At 46.0% G+C, this 23,385-nt stretch carries 23 protein-coding genes and 1 pseudogene; 18 read left to right on the forward strand and 6 right to left on the reverse strand.

Features of this window, described 5'->3' with window-relative positions:
* Positions 1-50: 50 nt before the first annotated feature.
* The 12 genes and pseudogenes from DXD78_RS16660 to DXD78_RS16715 form a co-directional block, all read left to right on the forward strand.
* A pseudogene (locus tag DXD78_RS16660) lies at positions 51-815 on the forward strand (helix-turn-helix domain-containing protein); the annotation flags it as partial.
* 80 nt (positions 816-895) lie between these two features.
* Positions 896-1,519 carry a CatA-like O-acetyltransferase, family 2 gene (locus tag DXD78_RS16665; RefSeq protein WP_117652858.1) on the forward strand — a complete coding sequence of 208 codons (624 nt, stop codon included), beginning with the start codon at positions 896-898 and terminating at the stop codon, positions 1,517-1,519.
* Positions 1,520-1,637: 118 nt separating this feature from the next.
* Entirely contained in the window at positions 1,638-2,786 is a 1,149-nt protein-coding gene (locus DXD78_RS16670) for a GyrI-like domain-containing protein (protein WP_117652859.1), read from the forward strand.
* The gene (locus tag DXD78_RS16675) at positions 2,783-3,388 is read left to right on the forward strand and encodes a hypothetical protein (RefSeq protein WP_117652860.1); all 606 of its coding nucleotides are present in this window, start codon (positions 2,783-2,785) and stop codon (positions 3,386-3,388) included. The genes DXD78_RS16670 and DXD78_RS16675 overlap by 4 nt, the downstream gene beginning before the upstream one ends.
* A 57-nt stretch (positions 3,389-3,445) precedes the next feature.
* Positions 3,446-4,294, forward strand: coding sequence for an RteC domain-containing protein (locus tag DXD78_RS16680; protein WP_117652861.1), 849 nt, complete (start codon positions 3,446-3,448; stop codon positions 4,292-4,294).
* A gap of 285 nt (positions 4,295-4,579) precedes the next feature.
* Positions 4,580-5,869: an MATE family efflux transporter gene (locus DXD78_RS16685; protein ID WP_199600419.1), complete on the forward strand. Its 1,290-nt coding sequence runs from the start codon at positions 4,580-4,582 to the stop codon at positions 5,867-5,869.
* 12 nt (positions 5,870-5,881) lie between these two features.
* Positions 5,882-6,517, forward strand: coding sequence for a CatB-related O-acetyltransferase (locus tag DXD78_RS16690; RefSeq protein ID WP_117652863.1), 636 nt, complete (start codon positions 5,882-5,884; stop codon positions 6,515-6,517).
* Between the two features lie 2 nt (positions 6,518-6,519).
* Positions 6,520-7,365 carry an RteC domain-containing protein gene (locus DXD78_RS16695; protein WP_117652864.1) on the forward strand — a complete coding sequence of 282 codons (846 nt, stop codon included), beginning with the start codon at positions 6,520-6,522 and terminating at the stop codon, positions 7,363-7,365.
* Positions 7,366-7,580: 215 nt separating this feature from the next.
* A complete protein-coding gene (locus tag DXD78_RS16700; RefSeq protein ID WP_022042900.1) occupies positions 7,581-7,940 on the forward strand; it encodes a helix-turn-helix domain-containing protein in 360 nt (119 codons plus the stop codon).
* A complete protein-coding gene (locus DXD78_RS16705) occupies positions 7,903-9,948 on the forward strand; it encodes a bifunctional DNA primase/helicase (RefSeq protein ID WP_117652865.1) in 2,046 nt (681 codons plus the stop codon). Before DXD78_RS16700 ends, DXD78_RS16705 begins: the two co-directional genes overlap by 38 nt.
* A 12-nt stretch (positions 9,949-9,960) precedes the next feature.
* Positions 9,961-10,239: a helix-turn-helix domain-containing protein gene (locus DXD78_RS16710; protein ID WP_016276694.1), complete on the forward strand. Its 279-nt coding sequence runs from the start codon at positions 9,961-9,963 to the stop codon at positions 10,237-10,239.
* Positions 10,240-10,639: 400 nt separating this feature from the next.
* Entirely contained in the window at positions 10,640-11,158 is a 519-nt protein-coding gene (locus DXD78_RS16715) for a dihydrofolate reductase family protein (RefSeq protein WP_117652866.1), read from the forward strand.
* Positions 11,159-11,254: 96 nt separating this feature from the next.
* Here the strand turns inward: DXD78_RS16715 and DXD78_RS16720 are convergent, their stop codons facing one another.
* Genes DXD78_RS16720 through DXD78_RS16730 form a run of 3 tightly spaced genes read right to left on the reverse strand, consistent with a single transcriptional unit; the run spans position 11,255 to position 14,842 of the window.
* A complete protein-coding gene (locus DXD78_RS16720; protein WP_117652867.1) occupies positions 11,255-13,342 on the reverse strand; it encodes a type IA DNA topoisomerase in 2,088 nt (695 codons plus the stop codon).
* Positions 13,339-13,533, reverse strand: a complete 195-nt coding sequence (locus DXD78_RS21390) for a hypothetical protein (protein ID WP_117652868.1) — start codon at positions 13,531-13,533, stop codon at positions 13,339-13,341. The genes DXD78_RS16720 and DXD78_RS21390 overlap by 4 nt, the downstream gene beginning before the upstream one ends.
* A 4-nt stretch (positions 13,534-13,537) precedes the next feature.
* The gene (locus tag DXD78_RS16730; RefSeq protein WP_117652869.1) at positions 13,538-14,842 is read right to left on the reverse strand and encodes a DUF4099 domain-containing protein; all 1,305 of its coding nucleotides are present in this window, start codon (positions 14,840-14,842) and stop codon (positions 13,538-13,540) included.
* A 248-nt stretch (positions 14,843-15,090) separates the two neighbouring features.
* Between DXD78_RS16730 and DXD78_RS16740 the strand changes: the two genes are divergently transcribed.
* Complete coding sequence (locus DXD78_RS16740) at positions 15,091-15,792, forward strand: DUF6088 family protein (protein ID WP_117652871.1); 702 nt, start codon at positions 15,091-15,093, stop codon at positions 15,790-15,792.
* Positions 15,793-15,801: 9 nt separating this feature from the next.
* Positions 15,802-16,818: a nucleotidyl transferase AbiEii/AbiGii toxin family protein gene (locus DXD78_RS16745; RefSeq protein ID WP_117652872.1), complete on the forward strand. Its 1,017-nt coding sequence runs from the start codon at positions 15,802-15,804 to the stop codon at positions 16,816-16,818.
* Between the two features lie 47 nt (positions 16,819-16,865).
* Here DXD78_RS16745 and mobC read toward each other — a convergent pair whose 3' ends face one another.
* Genes mobC through mobA form a run of 3 tightly spaced genes read right to left on the reverse strand, consistent with a single transcriptional unit; the run spans position 16,866 to position 20,548 of the window.
* Positions 16,866-18,875, reverse strand: a complete 2,010-nt coding sequence (mobC, locus tag DXD78_RS16750; RefSeq protein WP_117652873.1) for a conjugal transfer protein MobC — start codon at positions 18,873-18,875, stop codon at positions 16,866-16,868.
* A gap of 18 nt (positions 18,876-18,893) precedes the next feature.
* Positions 18,894-20,141: a conjugal transfer protein MobB gene (gene mobB, locus DXD78_RS16755; RefSeq protein ID WP_117652874.1), complete on the reverse strand. Its 1,248-nt coding sequence runs from the start codon at positions 20,139-20,141 to the stop codon at positions 18,894-18,896.
* The gene (mobA, locus tag DXD78_RS16760; RefSeq protein WP_117652875.1) at positions 20,126-20,548 is read right to left on the reverse strand and encodes a conjugal transfer protein MobA; all 423 of its coding nucleotides are present in this window, start codon (positions 20,546-20,548) and stop codon (positions 20,126-20,128) included. Before mobA ends, mobB begins: the two co-directional genes overlap by 16 nt.
* 557 nt (positions 20,549-21,105) lie before the next feature.
* Between mobA and DXD78_RS16770 the strand changes: the two genes are divergently transcribed.
* The 4 genes from DXD78_RS16770 to DXD78_RS16785 all read left to right on the forward strand — a co-directional run bounded on the left by DXD78_RS16770 (position 21,106) and on the right by DXD78_RS16785 (position 23,384).
* Positions 21,106-21,888, forward strand: a complete 783-nt coding sequence (locus DXD78_RS16770) for a ParA family protein (protein WP_117652877.1) — start codon at positions 21,106-21,108, stop codon at positions 21,886-21,888.
* Position 21,889: 1 nt separating this feature from the next.
* The gene (locus DXD78_RS16775) at positions 21,890-22,291 is read left to right on the forward strand and encodes a DUF3408 domain-containing protein (RefSeq protein ID WP_117652878.1); all 402 of its coding nucleotides are present in this window, start codon (positions 21,890-21,892) and stop codon (positions 22,289-22,291) included.
* A gap of 2 nt (positions 22,292-22,293) precedes the next feature.
* Entirely contained in the window at positions 22,294-22,923 is a 630-nt protein-coding gene (locus tag DXD78_RS16780) for a hypothetical protein (RefSeq protein WP_117652879.1), read from the forward strand.
* Positions 22,924-23,087: 164 nt separating this feature from the next.
* Complete coding sequence (locus tag DXD78_RS16785; RefSeq protein WP_100263229.1) at positions 23,088-23,384, forward strand: DUF4134 domain-containing protein; 297 nt, start codon at positions 23,088-23,090, stop codon at positions 23,382-23,384.
* Position 23,385: the final 1 nt, after the last annotated feature.

Here is a 23,385-nt window from a genome sequence, read left to right on the forward strand (position 1 = left end):
ATTGCTTATTATCCGCACCCAAAAAGTTGCATTTATAAGTTGAACTCAAGAGATATTATTGGGTATTCAAGAGCAATCGACCGCTGGATGCCTTTACTTATCCTATCGGTTGCCCTCAAATCATTTTCCATAAGCAAGCACCGTTATATATCCCTGAACTGAATGTTACACAAGACAAACTGACTATCAGCGGACAAGTTAATTTTTCATCCCATTTGTATGCTGACGGCAATACAGAAATGATAGTGGTTGTATTCCACCCTCACGCTATGAGTATGTTTCTGAACATACCGACTTCACTCTTTTATAATCAAGAAGTGTCCGGTTACAGCCTTGAAAACAAAAGTTTGAATGAACTGGCTACACGAATATTCGACTGTGAGAATAATTCTATTTGCATAAGCTATATAGAAAAATGGCTGGTGTCACAAATTGCCGATAATTTAGCTGATACCACATACAGAATTAAAAGAATAGATGCCGCCATACAGCGAATATATATCACTCCGCAAATCTCTGTAAACGAGTTATCTTCCATTGCCTGCCTGAGCAAAAAGCAGTTTGAGCGGTTGTTTCATTTATTTGTAGGCATCAATCCTAAAGAATATACCCGTATCGTCCGTTTCCAAAAGGCTTTGGCGCAGATGCAGCATCAAGCGGGCAAAGAAATCAATCAGGCACAAATAGCATACGCCAGCGGTTATGCCGACCAGTCGCACTTTATCCGGGAGTTCAAGAAGTTCTGCGGATATACGCCCATGTTTTTGCTGAAAGTATCAAATCCTTATTCCGATTTGTTCACCAATCCCGTATAAATGTCCCGTTTGTTCTATCCGGGGTCAAACGCTTCTCCTACTTTTGCTATCTGATTCATTAAATGAAAATAGCATTAAGTATGAAAGAAGTAAATCCCCAAGAAACCAGCCGGGCATACGCCTTTGAAATGTGGATGAACGCACCCATGCCAATGGTGACGTTCTTTAAGACACTCAACGTGTCACGCCTTGTGAAAATCAGCCGGAAATCGGGCATGAAGTTTAATATGTTGATGTGCTGGTGCATCGGCAAAGCCGCAAGGGACGTGAAAGAATTTTATACGCTGCCCGTTGGCGGTAAACTGATGCAGTACGATACCATTGCAGTAAACACCATTGTAGCTAACAGAAAAGGCGAGGTAAGTTCGTGTGATATTCCTTTCTGTGATGATGTATCTTTGTTTAACCAACACTATCTGCAACTTACCAAACAAGTGGCTGAAAGTTGCGTCAATCACGACTTGACGGAAAGCATGGTTATCGGAACTTCCGCATTGGCACAATATGAAATAGACGGTGCTGTCGGCATGTATAGCGGCATTTTTAATAATCCGTTTCTTATTTGGGGCAAATACAAACGTCGCCTGATGAAAACGACGCTCACCGTTTCTTTCCAGTTCCACCACACGCAAATGGACGGGGCGCACGCTTCCCGCTTTTTGGACGGGATTCAGAGAGCAATTGACAATTTGCAGTATAAGTAAGTTTGCTATAAATGATATACACAGGTTACGATTTTGCAGCTTATTTCAAAAATGACTATTTAGGGTAACTGATTTCGTAACAGATTGAGTAACTTTGCTCTCAATAATAGAAACAGCAATGGAAACAGACATAGAAACCAAATATTGCCAAAGTTGCGGTATGCCATTAGACATTGAGGATATTTCAGAATATGGAACAAATTCTGATGGTACACTCAATCAGGAATTTTGTTCTTGTTGTTTGAACTCCGGCAAATATCTTTTTAATTTCTCAATGGAGTACCTTATTTATCTTTGGGGACTTTTCCCCGATTCTTATAATCAAATTGCTGGTACGAATTACAAAAGCGAGGAATTGAGAAATGTGTTATCCGACAGGTTACCCAATCTAAAGCGGTGGAAGCAAAAGATAAACACTGCCCATATACACTATGACCTTATAATGAATGTTCAAGAATATATCAACAGGCATTTATTTGAGGACTTAAATTGTGACAATTTATCTCATGTAGCTTGTATGTCTATGTATCACTTCCGAAGAGTATTCAAAGATGTTGTTGGAGAGAATGTCGGTGATTATATTCAGCGGCTAAGGTTAGAATATATTGCTTTCAAACTTATTTCAACGAATACAAGGGTATCGGAACTACTTGAACAGATAAATTTTCAAAATAAACATACTTTATCAAGGGCATTTAAGAAGCATTTTCAGATGTCTATTCCTGCTTTCAGAAAAGCATATTCAAATGTTGCTTATGAAAACAAGATTATAAAACAACTGGAGTATTCAATAAAGAGGATTAAAGAAATTAAAGTTGCATATTTGAAATTTGAGCGAACACATAGAAATAAGCAAGCATATTCTACTTTATGGAAGCAAATAATGGAATTTGCCAAGAAATACAATCTGACAGATAAAGGCTTCAAATACGTTAGTATCAGTTTGGATAGCCTTGATATTACGGAAATAGATAAATGCCGATTTTTGATTGGTATAACTGTTCCCTATTCAATGGAAATTCCTAAAGGTTTCAGTGTTCTAAACATACAAACAGGTCTATATTCGGTATTCAATATAAAAGGAAGATACCATGAATTAAATAAAATTTATCGGGATATTTATCTTGATTGGTTGCCTAATAGCAAGTATCGTTTAAGAGAACAAATGACTTTTGAAATATATACCAATACTCCCGATAAAGCGAGCATGGAAGAATTGGTAACGGAAATCTATTTACCTATTGAAGTAAAACAAAAGATAAAATGAAAGACGAAATAATTCATTTTTTAAAAGAGAACATCATTGGTAAAACATTGCTTACTTGTGCAGTCTATAAATTAGAGAACGGAAATTTAGAAGGCGTATATAACGACAAAATGACATTCTCAAATTTGGTGACAACGGAAAACGGTTTCAAGTTCGACATGACAACTGTTACCCAAGAATTGGTTTACAATTTGGATGATAAAGGAGCAAGAACCACCATAGCCAAAGATTATACAGGAACGAGTGTGTTTTGCTATGAATTGGCAATGCGAAAAAGCACAAAGCAAATCACAGGTTATATGCGCTGTGTTTCAACAACAGTTCAAGATTCCACAATGGAAGCCGTAGTTTGTGGAATATTTGATGTGACTTTTGACGGGAAAGAACTGAAATGGCAAGAAAATCAGTTGTTATATAGAGATAATCCCATAGGAGAAGATAAATATAAACCTGTCGCTTTCAATTCTAAAGTTCGTTTTTATCTTGATAACGGGAAAGTCGTATTTGAATATTTGCCAACGCTTTGGGATATATCCCCTGACACATTGGAAAAAAGGTTGTCTAAAGATGATTATCCTCCTTATATATCAAAAGAACAGTGACTGAATGAAAAAGAAGTAAAATCGAATAATAGCATAATGAAATAAGCTACTTATACGATGAAAAAGGTAGTAGATAAGATATTAGAGCAAGTAGAGGCTGATATTTCTGAAATCGACCTCTACGGCTATGATATTATCGAAACCTCTCTTTCAATGGTACATAAGCTGCAAACGGTTCTTGATGAATTGAGGGGAAAAATACAAACCTATATATTTCCAACCAAAGAGGATGAAATCTTATTTTTCAAGACACAGAAACCGGAAATACTTGGTCGGTTGCTATTCTTCTATAAAATATATAAGATTGAAACACAATGCCCTAATGGTAGCGATGAAGTGATTAGAAATTATATCAATCGGGAACTGGATAATCTGACTTATTTCTTCAATCGTAATTTGGACTTTTACCAATATTACCGTTCACACTCCACTGTGTATGATGAATATTATTTTGTTCGTGGAAAAGCAGATTTGCGGTTATGTACCGATAGCGCACAGTTTGATAAAGACCCTAATTTCTCAACCGGATATGACTATAAAGTAGCAAAGATTATCGCCAATGAAATGCTGCGCATTTATTTGAATAAGCGATTGGTGAAACTGGTAACGAATAATCAGATAGAAGATAACCTACAAAGATGCTTCAAATACCCGTTTCGCTTCACAGGCAAAAAGTCATATCTTATCGAACTGGGATATTCTCTTGTATCTTCGGGTGACATAAACAATGGCAACGTGGAGATAAAAGAAATGATGAATTTCCTTAGCACGATATTCCACATTGATTTAGGGGATTATTACGCTTCATACATAGCCATGAAAGAGAGAAAAGACCGGACGGCATATCTTCATCATCTGATAGATAATCTTGTTAAGCGGATGAATGAGGATGATATGAAGTGTTAGTAAGAATTTAATTGATAATCCGATAGTATAAGTTCAGGGAAAAACGCTATCTTTGCAGAACTAACAGAAAAAGAAATAGTTGTTCAACAATATGAAATGGCAGTTGTGCATATAGCTACGCCCAACGAATAGCACTTCCAATTATTGCTATTCAGCAATAGACAGGCTTATGTTTTAAGTTTGCCTGTTATTGTCTTGTCATTATCATTATCCCTTATTATAATCTATAAGATTGTCGTGCTGCTTAAAGCGGCAGGATATATTGTATCATATTGGTTTGAACAAATGAATTATACCTATAAGAAAATCTGGCTCATCGTTTTTCCTGTAATGATGAGCATCCTTATCGAACAACTGATAAATATTACCGATGCTTTGTTTTTAGGGCATGTGGGTGATGTGGAACTGGGCGCATCTGCCCTTGCCGGAATATGGTTCTTGGCAATTTATATGCTCGGCTTCGGGTTCAGTTTGGGGTTGCAAGTGGTAATTGCCCGTCGTAACGGAGAACAGCGGTATGCAGAAACGGGAAAAACGTTCTTTCAGGGATTGCTTTTTTTGTTGATGCTGGCTGTACTCCTCTGTCTGCTGTCCAAGATATTTTCTCCCGTTCTGTTTAAACATCTGATAACTTCGGATGATGTTTATAATGCGGTTATCTGCTATTTGGATTGGCGTATTTGGGGATTGTTGTTCTCTTTCCCGTTCCTTGCCTTACGCTCGTTTTTGGTCGGTATCACACAGACAAAATCCCTGAACATGGCGGCTTTCACTGCCGTACTGGTGAATATTCCGCTGAACTGGCTCCTGATATTCGGCTTCGATATGGGTATATCGGGGGCGGCTATCGCATCTTCATTTGCCGAAATGTGTTCGCTGGCTGTATTGGCTGCATATATGTTTCGGCACATTGATAAAAAAGCGTATGGCTTATACTGGCGTATTGATATAACGATATTGAAAGAGGTATTTTCTATCTCGGTATGGAGTATGCTCCAGTTCTTTACAAGTGTAGCCATTTGGTTTCTGTTCTTCGTGGCTATCGAACGTTTGGGAGAAACGGAATTGGCTGTATCGAACATTGTAAGAAGTGTTTCCGCACTGTTTTCCGTTATCGTCAATGCATTGGCAGGTGTCACCGGTTCTTTGGTGAGTAATCTGATTGGAGCAGGTGAAAAGAAACAAGTTTTTCCGCTTTGCCATAAGATTATCCGTTTAGGATATGCGACAGGCATTCCATTAATTGCTTTTGCGTTGTTCTTTCACCAGCACATTATAGGGGCTTATACGGAAAATCCCGCTATCGTACAGCTTGCATGGCCGCCTTTTCTTGTCATGCTATTGAATTACTTCTTTGCACTACCCGGTTACGTCTATCTGAATGCAGCAACAGGAACGGGAGCAACACGGACGGTATTCATTTTTCAGGTGATAACTACGATTGCTTATCTGTTCTGCTTATGGGGATTAGATTATCGTAATGTCCCGTTAGCGGCATATTGGGCAGTGGAATACTTATATGTGATACTGCTTGGTACACAATCCGTCATTTATCTTAAATATAAACAATACTAAGAACTGAAAGTTATGATGAACAAGATATATCCCCGTAAAGGTGACACGCAAACCGTTTATTTGAACGCTGTCGTAAAAGACCCGTCTATCAAAATAGGCGACTATACCATTTACAATGATTTTGTTTCAGACCCGTGTCTGTTTGAGCAAAACAATGTGTTGTATCACTATCCGATTAACCACGAACGGCTGATAATCGGAAAGTTTTGTTCTATTGCCTGTGGAGCAAAATTTCTGTTCAACTGCGCCAATCATACCCTAAAATCTTTATCCACTTACACGTTTCCGCTATTTTATGAAGATTGGGAATTGGATAAGATAAATGTGGCTTCCGCTTGGGACAACAAAGGCGACATCGTAATAGGCAATGACGTATGGATAGGCTATGAAGCCGTTATTATGGCTGGTGTCCATATCGGTGACGGTGCTATTGTTGGTACAAGGGCGGTTGTGACGAAAGATGTTCCGCCCTATACCATTGTAGGTGGTATCCCCGCAAAGGAGATACGAAAACGGTTCAGTCCTGATATAATAGAACAGATGCAGACTTTGAAATGGTGGGACTGGTCGGTAGATAAGATACGAGAATTTTTACCTTATCTGATGAATGGCGATTTAGAAAAAATAGTGGCAATGAAAAATAGGTAGCTATGAGAACAATAGCGGAAGAAATGTTGTCCCGGATAAATGCTGAAATAAAATTGCTCAATTATGACAATGATATTACAGCAGATGATGCTTTGCACATGGTAAAGTTCATTACTCCGCTATACAGCCAATTAAGAAAACTTGTATCAGACTATGTATTTCCAACAAATGAAGACGAAATTCTCTTTTTCAAGGAAATCAAGCCTAATATCCTCGACAAATATCTGTATTTCAGTAAGGTTTACAGTATCGAAATGAAATGTCCCATTGGTAACAATGAGATTATCAAAGAATATTTGAACCAAGAATTAGAGGAATTAACTCGTTTCTTCCGTGACAATTTGGATTTTTACCAATACTATCGGTCAAAATCCACTTATATGGATAACTTGTATTTCGTTCGCAAGAAAACGGATATTCAGTTATTGCTTGACAGTTTCCAATATGACCGTGACCCGTTGTTTTCAACGGAATACGATTATAAGATTGCGAAGATATTATGTAACGAAATGTTGCGCATATATTTAAATCAACGGTTGGTAAAACTTGGGAATACGAATCAGTTAGAACACAAGCTGCAACAACTGGATAAGTATATTTTCCGCTTTACAGGCAAAAAGGCATATCTTATTGAATTGGGATATTCTCTTGTATCTTCGGGCGACATAAACAATGGCAATGTGGAGATAAAAGAAATGATGAATTTCCTTAGCACAATATTCCACATTGATTTAGGGGATTATTACGCTTCATATATAGCCATGAAAGAGAGAAAAGACCGGACGGCATACCTTCATCATCTGATAGAAAGCCTTGTTAAGCGGATGAATGAAAATGATATGAAATAAATTCCTGTATTCCAGTATGTAGAAGTACCATGTTCCCCCCAACATGGTACTTTCTTTTTATGGTGAAATCTACTTTGAAAAATGACATTTCGGGGAACTTTTACGCCAATATTCCCCTAAAATAGTCTGAAAAAAGTAATACCATGATAGATATAACCATGACTTTTAGGTTATTTCTTCTCCCGAACTTTGCGGCAAATCAATAAGTTAGCAATATGGAGATTATAACATTTGAGTCAAAAGCCTATAAGGAACTTGACAACAAGATTACCGCCATAGCAGACTACATTTTCAATCACTTGGACGAAAACAAGACTGATGAAGATGAAATTTGGGTGGATAGTTACGAAGTCTGCACGTTCCTGAAAATCAGTGACCGTACTTTACAACGCCTACGGGCGGCAGGAATGATTTCTTACTCCGACATCAAGGGGCATTACTTTTACAAGATTAAGGAAGTAAAGCGAATGTTGGAAGAACGCCTGATTAAGCGTGATAAGGAGTGTATAAATGAACTGATAAACAATCATCAGAAATATGTTAAGGAAAGAAGAAATTCTAAGCAGAACAAATAACGGTCTGCTTGTTTTCAAACATTACTTACCCGGTGACTGGCGTATTGGCAGGCACTTTCTTAATCCTCTTTATCAGGATAAGAAAGCATCCTGTAATATCTACTTCGACCGCCATAGCGGTATGTACAAGATGAAAGACTTCGGTAACGACAATTATAGCGGCGATTGTTTTTTCTTCGTGGGGCAGTTAAAGGGGCTGGACTGTAATCAGGCGGCTGACTTCGTGGAGATACTGGAAATCATCGACCGGGATTTGGGCTTGGGGCTGGCTTCCGGCACTCCGGTTTCCATGTCCCCGGCAACCGTCTGCCGGGGAGTGCCGGACAAAACCGAAGAAACACCCGAAAAGCCCGTCAAGCCCTATCAGTTCCGGGAACAGAAGTTTCCGCTTGCCGAACTGGTGTACTGGCAACAATATGGCATCACGTCCGAACTGCTGGAGCGTTACAAGGTCTGTTCGCTACGGGAGTACCACAGCGAAACGGCAGAGGGGAAACCGTACACCTACACTTCATCAATGGCAGAACCCATGTACGGCTATAAAGGCAAACAGCACATCAAGCTGTACCGCCCGTTCTCCACGCCCCGCTTCCTCTACGGCGGCAGTTTCGGCGAAAACTACTGTTTCGGACTGGAACAACTGCCCGCCAAAGGCGATACGCTCTTTATCACGGGTGGCGAGAAAGACGTACTTTCACTGGCGGCGCATGGTTTTCACGCTATCTGCTTCAACAGCGAAACGGTGACGATACCACCCACGCTGGTTTATAGGCTGACATTCCGCTTCAAACACATCGTCCTGCTCTTTGACATGGACAAGACGGGCAGGGAAAGCTCACGCAAGCAGGAAAAACTATTGGAAGAATTTGGCGTGAAACGCCTACTGCTCCCGCTTCCGGGAACGAAAGAGGAAAAGGACATATCCGACTACTTCAAAGCCGGGAACACCCGTGAAGATTTCCTGAAACTGTTTATCGAATTTTTAGACAACCTGTATAGCGACACATTGATTATGCTTAAATCGTGCGAGATAGATTTCAACAACCCGCCCGCCAAAGCGCAAGAGATTATTTCGGCGGGTGACGTTCCGTTAGGAACACAAGGCAACCTGTTCGGCATCACCGGGGGCGAGGGAACGGGAAAGAGCAATTATGTAGCCGCAATCGTGGCGGGCTGCATCTGCCCGACTGGTGCGGAAGTAGATACGCTGGGCATACAGATAACCGCCAACGGCAGGCACAAGGCGGTCTTGCTCTATGACACCGAACAGTCGGAAGTGCAACTGTTCAAGAATGTAAGCAACCTGCTGGCACGTGCCAAACAGCCGGACAAACCCGATGAACTGAAAGCGTTCTGCCTGACGGGTATGTCACGCAAGGAACGCCTGAACGCCATTGTGCAGAGCATGGACAAGTTCTACTACCAGTACGGCGGCATCCAGTTGGTCGTCATTGACGGCATCGCCGACCTTGTTAAGAGTGCCAACGATGAAGCGGAAAGCGTGGCGGTAATAGATGAACTTTATCGGCTGGCTGGCATCTACAACACCTGTATTCTTTGTGTGCTGCACTTCGTACCGAACGGTTTAAAGTTGCGGGGACATTTGGGCAGTGAGTTGCAGCGCAAGGCGGCTACTATTCTTTCGATAGAGAAAGACGAAGAACCTACCCAATCGGTCGTGAAAGCACTGAAAGTGCGTGACGGTAGCCCGCTGGACGTTCCTCTGATGCTCTTTGCATGGGACAAGAAAGCCGGGATGCACGTTTACAAGGGAGAGAAACCCCGTGAGGAAAAAGAGAAGCGCAAGGAAAGGGAACTGGTAGGCGTTGCCCGTGACATTTTCGGGCGACAGACACATATCACTTATATAGACCTTTGCGAACAGTTGCAGCAGGTCTTGGATGTCAAGGAACGCACCGCAAAGAGTTATATCCGCTTTATGCGTGAACGGGAGATTATCATTAAAGACCCGGTGAACCAAAGCTATTTTATGATAGGTCTTATTTAATCCGGTAGCCTTATGTATATAGATAAAGAAAATTTTGTGGCTTGGATGGAGCGTATCATGGATAGGCTCGATATGCAGGACAAAAAGATAGACCGTCTGTTAAGCGGTCACAATTACCTGAACGGTGAAAAACTCCTTGACAATCAGGATTTGTGCTTTATGCTGAAAGTGAGTACCAAAACCTTGCAACGTTACCGGAAGAAAGGAATACTGCCTTACTTGACGTTAGACGGAAAATATTTCTACCGTGCAAGTGACATACACAAGTTAATCCGTGAACGCATGGATTGAGTGATAATCAATATCATATATTTTCTTCTTTAAAATCCTGTCTTGTTATGATAATAAGGCAGGATTTCTATTATTTGCAAGGTTATTTCGGTGATTTTCGCTACTTTTGCAAAAGTAACATAAGAGAATAACGGCGATTGAACAGTTTCGGCTGCAATATCGTCATTATATATAACATATTCGTTCGCCGAATATCTCACTACGAAAACTGGCACTTTTCAAAAGAAACGGGATTTTCAGCGCAATGTCTATGCTATGCTTTGTCATAGCGTGGACTTGCCTGTTTCGTTTCTTTGGGTATGCCAGTACCTCGTAGTGGAGCAGTGTAAGTTCACGCTTCTTTTTTGAGGTATCAACGAATAGGTTGAAAAAGATTATCAACTGTTTAATACCTGATAGGATGAAACAAATTAAAGCGCATATCGCCGTATCTCTTGACGGACATACAGCCACCTTAGATAAGGAACTGGATTGGTTACCCGATGAAGTAAAAACTATCGTTGGCAAATACTATTTGGATGCAGATTGCCTGCTTATGGGGGCGAACACCTACAACTACATCTTTGAACACTGGGGCGGGTGGCCGCACAAAAGCAAACGGTCTTTTGTGGTGTCACACTACGACACCAACGTAACGCCGGACTGCGGCGTGGAGTTCCTGACCGAAGAACCGCTGCAAAGGGTCTATGAACTGAAACAGGAAACCGCCATGCTGGTGGTGGGCGGCGGCAAGCTGCTTACATCATTGATTAAAGCCGGGTTGCTGGACAGCCTGACAATATACACCGTCCCGGTCATGGCGGGCAAAGGCATCGGCTTTATCGGGGAAACATTCGGTTCACATTGGAAACTCTCGGAAAGCAGGGTGCTGGATAACGGGGTGGTCTGTTCGACCTACCTGTTTGGCGGGAGCGTATAAAAAATGCGCCCGGTTCCCGCCGGGCGCAACCACTAAAATTTCAATTATTATAAGTTGCAAAACCTATCACAATGAAATTTCAGCGGCAAAGATAGGCTATTTCTTCGGTTTCGCTTTCTTTTCGGGGAATGAAAAACCGACATTGAACTGTTCGTCCAGTACCAGCGAAGCATCGAAAGCCTTGCCGTTCTTGCCCTTGAAGCCCTTGATTAGCCCGGTCTTGCGTTTCGTCACCAGCTCGACAATCTGCTTGTCAGAAAGCTGCTTGTCGCACTTGTTGCGGAATATGGTTAGCGTGCAGTCCACGTTGGAACACTTCGCCACTTTCGGGTAGAACAGGATGCGCCCGTTATTGCATTTGGGGCAGGGACAGGTTTCACCAGTAGCGACAGATAGCTGCACCGATAGCAGTTCTGTGGTGATTTGCGTTGCGTACACCTCGATACCCTTTCGGAACGTGTCGGCATCCATACTGCCCGCTTCTATCTTGGAAAGGGCGGTTTCCCACATACCCGTCATTTCGACATCGGCAATCTTCTTGTCCCTGACTATCTTGTAAACGGCAAGCCCCTTGTCTGTAGGCACAAGGTTCTTCTTCTCACGCACGATGTACTGGCGGGTGAACAGCGTTTCGATAATCGCCGCACGGGTGGCGGGCGTGCCTATCCCGGCATCTTTCAGGCTGGCTTTCAGCTCGGCATCTTCCAGTTCCTTTCCGGCGTTCTCCATTGCGGCAAGCAGGCTGCTTTCAGTGTGCAGCGGTTTCGGCTTGGTCTGCTTCTCCAACAGTTCCACGTTGGAAATCGGCAGGCTTTCGCCCTCTTGAAGCGGCGGCAGGCTGGCGGCTTCTTCGTCCCCGCCCGTTTCCTGCTCGCCGAACACGGCACGCCAGCCTGCTACTTTCATCACAGACCCTTTCACCGTGAAGTCGGTATCTCCAGCCGACAATATGGCGGTGGTAACGTCTTTCACGCACTTGCCCGAAAAGGCTTCCAGCATACGCCCGGCTACCAGCTCGTAAACCGCCCGCTCGTCTTTGGAAAGTTCGCCGGGCAGGTTCTCGGTAACGATTAAGGCGTGGTGGTCGGTCACTTTGCCGTCATTCACGCTACGGCGGTTCAGGGGTGTGCCGTCCAGCCCGGCGGCATACCCGGCAAAGCGGGGGTATTGCCCTAACAGGGCGACACGCTCCGGCATTTCATCGAAAACGTCCTCCGATATATAGCGGCTTCCGGTTCTCGGATAGGACATCACTTTCTTTTCATACAGGCTTTGCGCTATGGAAAGCGTCTTGTCAGCCGAAAAGTTCAGTTTCGTGTTCGCTTCCTTTTGCAGCGTGGTAAGGTCGTACAGAAGCGGCGGTTCTTGGTTGGCTTCTTTCCTCTCAACGGATTTCACGGCAAGTTGTCCGGCATCCTTAACCCGTTGCAGGGCGGCTATGGCTTCGGGCTGCTGTTCCCACTTGGCGGTCGTTTGGGCGGTGAAACTTATTCCCCCGCTGGCGGTCGCCGCTTTGAGTTGCCAAAATTTGGCGGGTACGAAATGCTTGTTCTCCAAATAGCGGCTGCATATCATCATGAGCGTGGGTGTCTGTACCCTGCCCAGCGAGAACACGCCCTGCCCGGCGGCTACGCTCAACGCTTGGGTGGCGTTTATCCCTATCAGCCAGTCCGCTTCGCTGCGGGATTTGGCAGAGAGGTAGAGGTTATCGTAACATTCTCCCGGCTGCAAGTTATCCAGCCCCTCACGGATTGCCTTGTCGGTAAGGCTGCTTATCCACAGGCGCACAAATGGTTTTCGGCAGTTCAGGTAATGGAAGATGTAGCGGAAGATTAACTCACCCTCACGCCCGGCATCGGTGGCGACAATAATCCGGTCGCACTTGTCGAACACTTCCTTTATCACTTTCAACTGTTTCAGAACGCTGGGGTCTGCCTTATAACCTTTCTCTGCTTTCACCTGACGGGGGATTAATTGGAAATCGGGCGGCAGTATGGGCAGGCTCTCCCTGCGGAAGTTCGCCACGCCATAGGCTTCCGGCATGGCAAGCTGGATTAAGTGGCCGAACGCCCATGTCACCATATACCCGTTGCCGGAAAGATAACCGTCATTACGCTGGGTCGCACCGATGATGCGGGCGATGTCTTTTGCCACACTGGGCTTTTCTGCTATCAATGCAATCATATTGTTTCTTTTTTATGGTTTGTTATTGGCTTGATTTGCCGTAAAATTTTACGGTCATAATAAATATGGTAGCCGCCCACGTAATACTGGCGGTTGTGCCTGTCTATTTCTTTCCAATCAGTTTTTAAAGAAAGGACTATGAAGAAAATCAGGACGACAAGCGGAATAGCTATAATATAGATTAGCTGCATACCTTTATAATTTCATTCCTTTGGACTTCTTGGGCTTGTCCGCTTTCAGGCTATTGTCCTGCTTCTCTTTTTGCTTGGCGGTGGGCTTGTCCTGACCCTGTTTCAACGGTTCTTTGCCTTGTTTGGTGGCTTCGTTGGTCTTGCCCTCCGAATTGACCGCTACCTGCGTCCGGCTCTCGGCGGCGGGGGTAACGTCTTTCGGCTGTACCTTGTCGGGGGATTTGCCCTGTGCGCCAGGCTGCACATGACCGTTGAACTCAACGCCCTTGCCGTCCTTTAACCCGGCTACCTGCTGCGCTACGGGCTGTTGTCCCTGCTGCAAGAACTGGACGGCAGACCTCGGCAGGAACTCCAAGCCACGCTCCACCGCACTGACCTGTAAATAGGCACTGCGCTTCGTGCCGTCCCTGAATTGCAGGTTTTCCATTTTCACCGCTTGCCCGGTTTCAAAAGCGGCTTTCTGTTCCGGGCTGACTTGCACGTTACAGATTGTATCAGGGCATTTCCACTTGTCAGCCCGCATATACTCCAGTTCGTGCGTGTACCTGTCCCGACTGACGAACACGGGGATTTGCTCGCCGCTTTTCGGGTCTTTGATTTCAGCAATGCCGCCCAAGTTGCCCGTGCCTTGCAAGTTGCCCTGTTCCTGTTTGGTGAACTCGTGTTCATGGAAGGGACGTTGCAACAGTTTCTTGTCCTGTTGCACGCCGTGCAGCTTGGGTACTACCGTGCCGTCCTTAGCCTGATAGAAAGACAGCTTGACATCGGTAGGTTTGAGGTAAAAACCGCCCACCGTCCCCGAAACGGTGTAGGTGTTGCGGGACTTGTAGCCACGCATCACCCGGTCGAAGTCCTTTGTGTTTTTCAGTGTGTCGGCGGTAATACCGACTTTTTTCAGGTTCTCCCAGTCGATTTTTGCCGGGTCGAAGCGGTAGCCCTGCTTGAACTCGTGGAAGTCGGGCTTTGGAACTCGTAACATTTCAACCCGCTTGTCACCCTCCGGTGTAGGGTTGCGGTGGTTGTCCTCGATTGCCTTTGCGTTCTGCTCCACTTCGGAAGCCTTGACGTTGAAAAGGTCCAGCCCGGAAGTGTCCTGAAACTTGCGAAAGAAATTGGAAATGAAGTTGCTGAACACATCGCTGTTCTTGTCCACCTGCATGAACTCGCCGCCCTGTGTCGGCGGTACGGTCTGCAAATTGCCCTCCTTGTCGATACCCTTAACGGCACTCACCTTGCCCTGCTGTTTATCCAAGACCAGCAGCACGTCTTTTTCCTGCCCCTCTGCGGGCGGGGTCATTCTGTTTGCCATAAATAATTGGAATTTTAGTGGTTACGGGAATAGTCCCGCCCAAAGGTAGCGACTAAATATGCTATATTTGGACGGGCGACAAGGGCTGTCCGAATTTGTCCTGAACTGTCCCGATTTGTCCGGGTGGGATGAAAATATCCAACCAACAGTTGGAGAAATAAAAACATCTTCGGCAAAATATTTGTTATGTTTTTGCAGGTGATTACATAATATACTATCTTTGCAGTATAGAAACAAAGTACATAAATATGGCTTCATTCAGGAAAGAGATACTTGGGCAGATTGAACGGATAGATACCGGGCGTATATTCACGTTCCGGGATTTGTCGTTTGAAACGGAAAAGACCGCCAATGTTGCGGTGCTGCTCTCCGAACAGAGCCGCAAAGGGGTACTGGTACGGGTTGAAAAAGGTGCGTACTACCGCCCCAAGAAATCGGTCTTAGGATTGGGGAAGCTGCCCGTCTATCAGGATGAACAGTTTCGTTATCTTACCGAAAAACTGAACGGCTATATCACGGGGGCTTACGTCTATAATAAAATGGGGCTGACCGAACAGGTCGCCACAACCATAACGATAGCCACTCCAAAACCGGTTCGCCGTTTCCGTTTCAAGAACTTGGATATAGAGTGCGTGAAAGCCTACTGCATGGACTATCCGGATGAAAGCCTTGTCCCGTACTTGCGGCTGCTCGATGCGATAAAGGACATGAAGCGCATACCCGGAACAACCGGACAGGACATCTACAACCGGGTCAAAAGCCAATATTTCAACGGGTACAGCCTGCCGGAACTGGAAAAAATCGTATCTTTGGCGAAAAGTTACCCGCCACGTGTCAGAAAGGTGGTGGCAGACATACTGGGCGACATCAGACAAACCGTATTGCAAACGGAAATGGCAAAGACCATTCTTCCCACGACACGGTTCAACTTGGATTATAAAACGGCATAGGACAGAAATATGAATTTACATTCGGACAAGGAAGCGTTCAAGGAAATCATCGCACTGGCGGCTGAACATTTCGGCTACGAGCAGTCGCACGTGGAAAAGGATTACTGGGTATCGAAGATACTGCGGGATATTTCCATGTCCGAATATGCGGATAAGACCTACTTCAAAGGCGGAACTTCACTTTCCAAAGCCTACGGGCTGATAGAACGTTTCTCGGAAGATTTGGACTTGTTCGTGTTTACGGGTGACAAAGGTGCGTCCAAGCAGGCGGAAAAGACATTGAACAAGAAACTTTCCAAACACATAGCCGAACTCAATAGTGACATATACAAAGAAGATTTGTCGGAAACAGGCGGTAATTACCGCAAACTGTATTTCTCGTATGACAATGTATTTCAAGGCGTTGGGCTTAAAGAGCATTTGGAAGTAGAGATAAAATCTTGTGACCTGCCGGACAAAAAACTGATGTTCTATCCGGCGGACAAACGGGTTATCAAACCAATTGTGACCTCCTTTCTTGAAAGCATCGGGCAAGATGAACTGATAAGCACCTACGGGCTGGAAAGTTTTGAAACGCAGTGTATCAATCCCCGAAAGACTATCTGCGACAAGGTTTCAAGGCTGGTAAAGCTGTCTTACAATGAGGATGCAACCGCACTATTGGCAAAGCATATCCGTGATGTTTACGACTTGTCGGCACTCTACCACAATCAGGAATATAACGATTACCTACATTCGGAAGATTTCTTGGATGCCATGTACCGGGTGACGATAGAGGACGGACTAAATAAAAATTCCCGTTCGCACTTGTCGCTGGCTGATGCACCGATATTCAAGGATTCCGAAACGGTCATGGCGTTGCCCGAAGTAACTACGGCGTACACTACCGATTTGAAGAAACTGACTTTCGACAAAAGCAAGATGCCGCCGATAGGCAAGGCTGTGGAAGCATTGAAGAAGCTGCACGAAATATTAGTGCGTTTTGAAGCCTACCGCACCAAAAAGCAGAATGAAGAACAACCGTAAAGCTACATCGGCTGTTCTTCACTCCATACATTATTTATTATATACAGCTATTCTTCCTCCTTAATCAAGTGGCATAGCTCCGGGTCGTTCTTAATCCGGGTTATCTCGTCCTCGACAATCTGCCGGACTTCCTGACGGATGCGGTCATAGTTGGCTTGTATCTCCTCCTGCATCCGGTCGTTGCCGTCCATGTCGGTAAAGTCGATTATCTGCGGCAACTTCACGTAACGGGCGGTTTCCCGCTTCACCTTTTCATTGTCCACCACGATTTCACAGTGGAAAATCTTCTGCTCTATCCGTTCATCGAAGTTGTCCGCCACAGCACCCACGAACATACCTTGCGTGAGGTTGGATATTTTGCTGGCGGGTATCAGGCTGTCCATTTGGGTGCTTATCGAGGTGGATTTTTCCCGTTGGTTTATCGTCATGCTCTGCCGTTTCTGCAACACCTTACCGAAACGCTCGGAAAGGATTTTCGCCGTTTCACCGACCACCTGACCGCTGAACACGTTACCCACCGTATTTTGGATAACCCGGCTTTCCTTGTCCCCGTAATCACGGGTAAGCTGGCTGTAATCCTGAAAGCCTAACAGAACCGCAACCTTGTTGCTTCGGGCGGTGGCAATCAAATTATCCAACCCACGAAAATATATGGTCGGTAATTCATCTATTATCACCGAACTTTTAAGCTGTCCTTTCTTGTTTATCAGCTTCACGATACGGGAATTATATAGTCCCAGTGCCGCCGAGTAGATATTCTGACGGTCGGGATTGTTGCCGACAACCAGTATTTTAGGTTCTTTCGGGTTGTTGATGTCCAGCGAGAAATCATCGCCCGTCATTACCCAGTAAAGGGCGGGTGAAATCATCCTTGAAAGCGGGATTTTCGCACTGGCAATCTGCCCCTGCAACTGCTCTTGTGCATCTGATTCCCAAGCATCTACGAACGGTGAAAGGTAGTTTTCCAGTTCGGGATAGCTGCGCAAAATCGTGAACACATCGGCGTATTTCTTGTTCAACAGTTCTATGGCATGGGGGAACGTGCAATACCTGCCGCCTTGATAGATACGGAGATACCAAATTATAGCTGCCAAAAGAATAATCGGGCTTTCCACGAAGAAATCGCCCTGCTTGCTTATCCAAGAGCGATTGAGGTTAAGCATTATCGTGTAGCTGGCTTCATAGGCATCCGCAATGTCCGACATGAAGCTGGCGTTTATAGGGTTGCATCGGTGGCTCTTGCGGGGGTCGTCAAAATTGATAATGTAGAATTTAGGTTTTACCTTGTAACCGTCCAAGTTGGTAAGCAGATGATTATAAGCGATTTCCGACAAATCGGGGAACTTATAATCATAGCAGTAGAGCGCAAAGCCTTTCTCGATTTGCTGTTTTATGTAACTGTTTACCACTGCATACGACTTACCGCTGCCCGGCGTTCCCAATACAAGGCTGGCACGGAACGGGTTTACAACATTTATCCAGCCATTATTCCATTTCTTCTTATAGTAGAAACGGGTAGGCAGATTTACGGAATACTCGTTCTCGATAAGCCTTGTTTCCTGCTGGAAACTTTCGTTCTCCGTGTTAAAGACATCATCCATGAGGTTGTTCTTCAACAGCCGGGACATCCACGTACCCGCCATGAGCATACAGATATAGCCCGCTGACAACGTGGCGATATAAAACACGGCATCCGCCGTGTGTGGCAGCGGAAGTTCCAGCAGCCACCAGTTCAGGAAAAACAACACGACACCCGCCGCAAGGCTGCAATGTATCTTCGTCCACGTTATCTTTTCCTCTTTCACGCCCTTAGTGCCGATGCACGACAGGGCGAGGAACACCACCGCAAAAAGTTTCGTCCAAAGGACGGACGAGAACAGCCCGGTGGTGCGCTGGAAGTTCCACAGTATCTTGTCTATCACCTCAAACGTCACTCCCCATTCTTTCAGGGTGGAGTAACAGAACCAGTACACGTTTATTCCCACGAATAGAATACTGATTGCCCGCATAAAGTCCATGACCCTTGCAAGCCCTCTCAAATCATCTTCCTGTTGCATGATTGTAATGTTTTTTAGTTAGTCGATGCGCCTTGTGCGCTTCTTTTTCTTCTTTCTCTTTTGGCGGGCGGTGTCCTGCGGCTCGTCACCGCCTGATGCACCGCCGCCCAGCAAACCGCCGAAAGCTCCCAGCACGGAAGCCACACCCGGAACGATATCGGATTTCGGCGTAAAGCCCGGTTGTTCCTGATACGTGGATTGTTCCTGCCGTATATCCGCTTTTCTTTCATCGGAATACAAATCGTTGAACACGTTCGCCGAATACTCCTTGCCCAAGCGTGAACCGTTCAGCACCACCCGGCTGTCGTGGTCGATGAAAGTAACGCCATAGATGCGCCCGCTATCGTTCTGACGGAATACCACGTCAATGCCCTGTTTTCTTAGCTGCTGTTCCAGTTCCTTGCGGCTGCGGGCGGTCTGCATGGCAGTGGCGACAATCTTCCGGGTACGCTCTTTCAGCTTGCCGTTCTTGATTGCTTCGCCCGATTTTTCCATTCTGCGCTGCACCGCTTCATAACCTACCGACTTGCCGATGCGGGAAGCCTTTACCGGGTTGCCCGCCTTTTCGCCCTTGTCGTTCATGGCGGAATAGACTATGCCCTGATAGGGCTTGCCGTTTATCTCCCCTTTGACTTCCTCGGCGCACACGTTGTAAGCGGCAAGCAAAGCCTTGTACTCTCCGAACGACTGGAAGCGGTAGCCATAACAAGCCGCTTTCACGGTGTTGCCGACTTGGTGCTTCACGTCCCCGGCGGCATAGTCCACCTTTTTCAGTTCCGGACGTTCTGCACGTTCCTTTCGCTCTGCCGGGCGTAGCCCGTATTTCTTTTCCAGTTCACGGGTGATTTGCTTGCTGCGCCGATGCTCGAACCTGTCATTCAGCGGTCTGCCGTTCTCGTCCACCCGCAACCCCACGATGTGGATATGGTAGCGGTCGATGTCGGTATGCTTGTACACCAAATAAGGCTGGTCGCCATAGCCCAACTTCCGCATATACTCTTTGGCAATGTCGGAAAGCTGCTGGTCGGTCAGCACGTCTTCCGGGTGCGGGTTTATGGAAATATGAAGTATCGGCTTCTTGGTGGATAGCTGGACGGGCATCTGCATTTCAAAGCTGCGCATACACTCGCCGATAGAGAAATTTCCGTCCTCGCCCAACAGCATCCGGTTGGAGAAAAGCACCTTTGCTTCTTCGCTGTCCACCTTGTTTTGGTTGTAAGCCACTGCGCCGAACATATTGCTGCCCGTGCTTATTTTGGCAACCATAGTTCTTTACATTCATTAGTTAATGCTATAACTTGGCGGTTCAATGCCGACAATTCAGTAGTCGCTTTCTCCAGTTTATAGAGAAAAGCCAGTGCCTTTTTCTCCGAAAAGTTACTATTCAGAGCCTTTACCACTTGGTTGTAATTGACCGCTACCGCCCGGAACTGAGCATAAAATTCGGTCAGCCGGGCGCAATACTCGACCGCCGACTTGTCCACTTTCACTACCCGGAACGGCTCGCCGAACAGCCGGGCGGCGATGAACCGGGACTTGCTCGTAACGCCCGACTGCTCCCATTGCGAGAGGAAGCGGGCGTTCTCCCGATCGTTCAGGTAAAGGACATGGCGATGTTTCGCCGGGTCTGCGAGGGCGGGGCGACCGCCCTTGTTTGTTTTTCTTGTTTCCATGCTTCTTTGGATTAAAAAAATTACGACTTCGGAGTGATTTTTACCCCCGCAAGGGGCAAGGCGTTTTCAGGCACGGAAAACGGTTCTATGTGCCATAGAACACACCTTGCTATTTTCTGACGAAAATAGAAATCCGTCACGGACGGATTGGGGTTAGCGTGGAACGGTAAGCCCTGCGTTCACCAGCCCGGTTTTACACCTCTGCCCCCTGCGGTTCGTTACTCCGCTGCAAAGTAACGGTGATTTATAATGCTGTAAAATAGGCGGTTGGTGGACAAAACGGGACAGCACAGGACAAATCGGGACACATCTGAAAACGGACGTTTTTTCTCCTTTTATTTGCATCGGATTTCAAGATTGAAAGCAAGATTGAAAGAAATATTCCAACCAGGAAAGAATGATTGAAAGCATGATTTCAAGAAAACGTGATTGCAGGATTTCAATATTTCAAGAAAGGATGAAAGCAGGAAAACAAGATTGAAATAAAACAGTCTTTCAATATTTCAAGATTGCAATATAGAAAGGATGAAAGCAATAAATAAATCTATCAACCAATAATGAAAGAAAGCAATATGGAAAACGAGAAAACACCCCTTTATGTCGCCTTTTCCACCCAAAAGGGCGGGGTCGGCAAAACCACCTTTACCGTGCTGGCGGCAAGTTACCTCTATTACCTCAAAGGCTACGATGTGGCGGTGGTCGATTGCGACTACCCGCAACACTCCATTGCCGGGATGCGAAAGCGGGATGCCGAACAGGTCGGGGCTGATGAAGATTACAAGCGCATGGCGTATGAACAGTTTACCCGGTTGGGGAAGAAAGCCTACCCGGTATTGTGTAGTTCGCCTGAAAAGGCGATTGCAACGGCTGACGAATATATAGCCACCGGGCACGTGCCGGATATCGTGTTTTTCGACCTGCCCGGCACGGTGAACAGCGAGGGCGTGATAAACTCCCTTGCGGGCATGGACTACATCTTCACCCCCATTTCAGCCGACAAGGTGGTGCTGGAAAGCAGCCTGTCGTTTGCGGTGACTATCCAAAAGCTATTAGTGAAGAATGAAACTTGCCGACTTGCCGGGCTGTACCTCTTTTGGAACATGGTGGACGGGCGGGAGAAAACAGACCTTTACACCGCCTACGACAAGACGATTAAGGAACTGGAACTACCGCTGATGAAAACCTTTATCCCCGATACCAAACGCTACAAAAAGGAACTGGTAGCGGATAAAAAGGCGGTGTTCCGCTCCACGCTCTTTCCCGCCAGCCGCCTGCTGGTGAGGGGAAGCAACTTGGAAGAACTGATAACCGAAATAACGTACTACATCAAATTACAATGATATGGCAAAGCAAAGCGGCGGGATGCCGAAGATAGACGAGGATTTCATGAAAGAACTTATCTCGCAAGGTGTCCCCAGTAAACAAGATAATAATAAGACGAATGATGTACCGCAAGAAACACAAACAGAAACGGTGCAAGTAGAGAAACCGACACCCCGCAAGCGCAAGGGCGGTTCGGGTGACTACCGGGAAACCTATTTTCAGAAAGTGGAACTGGCAGACCGACAGCCCTTGTACGTGAGCCGTTCCACGCACGAGAAGCTGATGCGTATCGTGACGGTGATAGGCGGGCGCAAGGTAACGGTAAGCAGCTACGTGGAAAACATTCTGCTGCGCCACTTCGAGCAGTACCAAGACGAGATAAACACACTGTACGAAAGCAACTTCCAAAAGCCCTTTTAGCTATGGTAGTCTATTGCATATTAACCGGGCTTTTGGTGTACTACATCGCCCTGTGGCTGTGGTATCGCTACACGGACAGCCGGACATCACCGGGCAGAACGGATGATGCGCCGCTTCCACGAAACGGGGTTTCAGGCTACACGCTGATAGGTGAAAGCCGATACAAGGGCGGACTAATCGGGACAGCGCAGGACAAATCGGGACACCTCCCGAAAGCGGCTGAAAATGATACTATTTTTGCGCCGCAGGCTGACGGACTGTCGGAAGAAACACCCGGTTACGAGAATGACGAACCCGACTACGAGGACGAGGAAATAGCCGGGTACATGGACGGTGACGATGATACCGGGCGAGCTACGGGCGTGAGCTTTGACGAACTGGGCGAAGCGGTACGCACGGCGAACGCCGACAACTCCACCGAAGCTGAACAGCGGCAAGCCGCCGGGACACTGGCAAGCATTGAGGGAACGAACCTCTACGATGCGGTGGTGGAGAACATCAACGGGGGGCTGGCAAAGGTGGCTGAACTGCTGGGACGCAACGAAGCGGAACTGGCTACAGCTGCTGTTCCTGCCGAAGCTGGCGGTACAAGCAAGGAACATGAAGCGTTCGACATGAACGATTTCCTATAATATGATAATGTGTAACAATATGAAGCAACGTGACTACGGTTGATTGGCAACCTGAAAACCAAACAGACAAACGGGACTGCTCCCGACCACTAAAATTTCAAATTATTCACCAGCCGGGAAAGGCGGACTTCCCACCCGCCACCCGGCATTAAAAACAAATCACAATGAGAAAGAGAATCTTTTTGTCGGCGGCTATCCTTGCCGCTGCGGTAAGTGCCTACGCACAGGGCAACGGGCAGGCGGGCATCACCGAAGCCACGAACCTAATCACAGGGTATTTCGACCCCGGAACAAAACTGGTGTACGCAATCGGGGCGGTCTGCGGCTTGATTGGCGGGGTAAAAGTGTATAACAAATTTTCGAGCGGCGACCCCGACACCTCAAAGACCGCCGCCAGTTGGTTCGGGGCGTGCATCTTCCTGATTGTCGCCGCCACTATCCTGCGGTCGTTCTTCCTCTAAA

This window comes from Bacteroides sp. D20, assembly GCF_003436255.1.
Classification (GTDB): Bacteria; Bacteroidota; Bacteroidia; order Bacteroidales; family Bacteroidaceae; genus Bacteroides; species Bacteroides uniformis.

Excerpts from the sequence above, each read along its gene's own strand:
- DXD78_RS16785 (WP_100263229.1), top strand. The coding sequence starts at position 23,088 with ATGAGAAAGAGAATCTTTTTGTCGGCGGCTATCCTTGCCGCTGCGGTA.
- DXD78_RS16770 (WP_117652877.1), top strand. The coding sequence starts at position 21,106 with ATGAAAGAAAGCAATATGGAAAACGAGAAAACACCCCTTTATGTCGCC.
- mobB (WP_117652874.1), bottom strand. The coding sequence starts at position 20,141 with ATGGTTGCCAAAATAAGCACGGGCAGCAATATGTTCGGCGCAGTGGCT.
- DXD78_RS16685 (WP_199600419.1), top strand. The coding sequence starts at position 4,580 with ATGAATTATACCTATAAGAAAATCTGGCTCATCGTTTTTCCTGTAATG.
- DXD78_RS16780 (WP_117652879.1), top strand. The coding sequence starts at position 22,294 with ATGGTAGTCTATTGCATATTAACCGGGCTTTTGGTGTACTACATCGCC.
- DXD78_RS16695 (WP_117652864.1), top strand. The coding sequence starts at position 6,520 with ATGAGAACAATAGCGGAAGAAATGTTGTCCCGGATAAATGCTGAAATA.
- mobC (WP_117652873.1), bottom strand. The coding sequence starts at position 18,875 with ATGCAACAGGAAGATGATTTGAGAGGGCTTGCAAGGGTCATGGACTTT.
- DXD78_RS16680 (WP_117652861.1), top strand. The coding sequence starts at position 3,446 with ATGAAAAAGGTAGTAGATAAGATATTAGAGCAAGTAGAGGCTGATATT.
- DXD78_RS16700 (WP_022042900.1), top strand. The coding sequence starts at position 7,581 with ATGGAGATTATAACATTTGAGTCAAAAGCCTATAAGGAACTTGACAAC.
- DXD78_RS16705 (WP_117652865.1), top strand. The coding sequence starts at position 7,903 with ATGTTAAGGAAAGAAGAAATTCTAAGCAGAACAAATAACGGTCTGCTT.
- DXD78_RS16775 (WP_117652878.1), top strand. The coding sequence starts at position 21,890 with ATGGCAAAGCAAAGCGGCGGGATGCCGAAGATAGACGAGGATTTCATG.
- DXD78_RS16690 (WP_117652863.1), top strand. The coding sequence starts at position 5,882 with ATGATGAACAAGATATATCCCCGTAAAGGTGACACGCAAACCGTTTAT.
- DXD78_RS21390 (WP_117652868.1), bottom strand. The coding sequence starts at position 13,533 with ATGCAGCTAATCTATATTATAGCTATTCCGCTTGTCGTCCTGATTTTC.
- DXD78_RS16745 (WP_117652872.1), top strand. The coding sequence starts at position 15,802 with ATGAATTTACATTCGGACAAGGAAGCGTTCAAGGAAATCATCGCACTG.
- DXD78_RS16715 (WP_117652866.1), top strand. The coding sequence starts at position 10,640 with ATGAAACAAATTAAAGCGCATATCGCCGTATCTCTTGACGGACATACA.
- DXD78_RS16710 (WP_016276694.1), top strand. The coding sequence starts at position 9,961 with ATGTATATAGATAAAGAAAATTTTGTGGCTTGGATGGAGCGTATCATG.
- DXD78_RS16670 (WP_117652859.1), top strand. The coding sequence starts at position 1,638 with ATGGAAACAGACATAGAAACCAAATATTGCCAAAGTTGCGGTATGCCA.
- mobA (WP_117652875.1), bottom strand. The coding sequence starts at position 20,548 with ATGGAAACAAGAAAAACAAACAAGGGCGGTCGCCCCGCCCTCGCAGAC.
- DXD78_RS16740 (WP_117652871.1), top strand. The coding sequence starts at position 15,091 with ATGGCTTCATTCAGGAAAGAGATACTTGGGCAGATTGAACGGATAGAT.
- DXD78_RS16675 (WP_117652860.1), top strand. The coding sequence starts at position 2,783 with ATGAAAGACGAAATAATTCATTTTTTAAAAGAGAACATCATTGGTAAA.
- DXD78_RS16730 (WP_117652869.1), bottom strand. The coding sequence starts at position 14,842 with ATGGCAAACAGAATGACCCCGCCCGCAGAGGGGCAGGAAAAAGACGTG.
- DXD78_RS16720 (WP_117652867.1), bottom strand. The coding sequence starts at position 13,342 with ATGATTGCATTGATAGCAGAAAAGCCCAGTGTGGCAAAAGACATCGCC.
- DXD78_RS16665 (WP_117652858.1), top strand. The coding sequence starts at position 896 with ATGAAAGAAGTAAATCCCCAAGAAACCAGCCGGGCATACGCCTTTGAA.